Here is a 274-nt window from a genome sequence, read left to right as displayed (position 1 = left end):
TCTTCGCAATGTTTAGATCCGGATGATGAAAGACTATTAGAAGATCGGTTTAAGAACAGTTTGAAGCTAGAGATGAAAAATCTTCAAGATTACGACATAAAGTTTGAAAATCTTCAAGTTTTTGTACAAAGTGTGCTAGAGTCTAGCTTAATTAATACCATCTTTTCCCAGTCGAATCCGGAAATCGGACAGTTTTTACACTTGCCAGAAATCGATCCTCGTCTTGTTCGCAACTATGACAGGGAAATTGTAGGTCGTTGTATCAAAGAGTACA

The 274-nt window shown here is 36.9% G+C and carries 1 protein-coding gene; it reads left to right on the top strand.

All coding sequences use genetic code 11. The annotated features are described in order from the left end of the window. Nucleotides 1–274: hypothetical protein (locus BU804_RS13045; RefSeq protein ID WP_158024978.1), on the top strand; the 274-nt coding region annotated here is incomplete at both ends.

Source organism: Candidatus Protochlamydia sp. W-9, assembly GCF_001950615.1.
GTDB classification, from domain to species: domain Bacteria; phylum Chlamydiota; class Chlamydiia; order Chlamydiales; family Parachlamydiaceae; genus Protochlamydia; species Protochlamydia amoebophila.
This window is presented reverse-complemented; position numbering and strand designations above follow the sequence as displayed.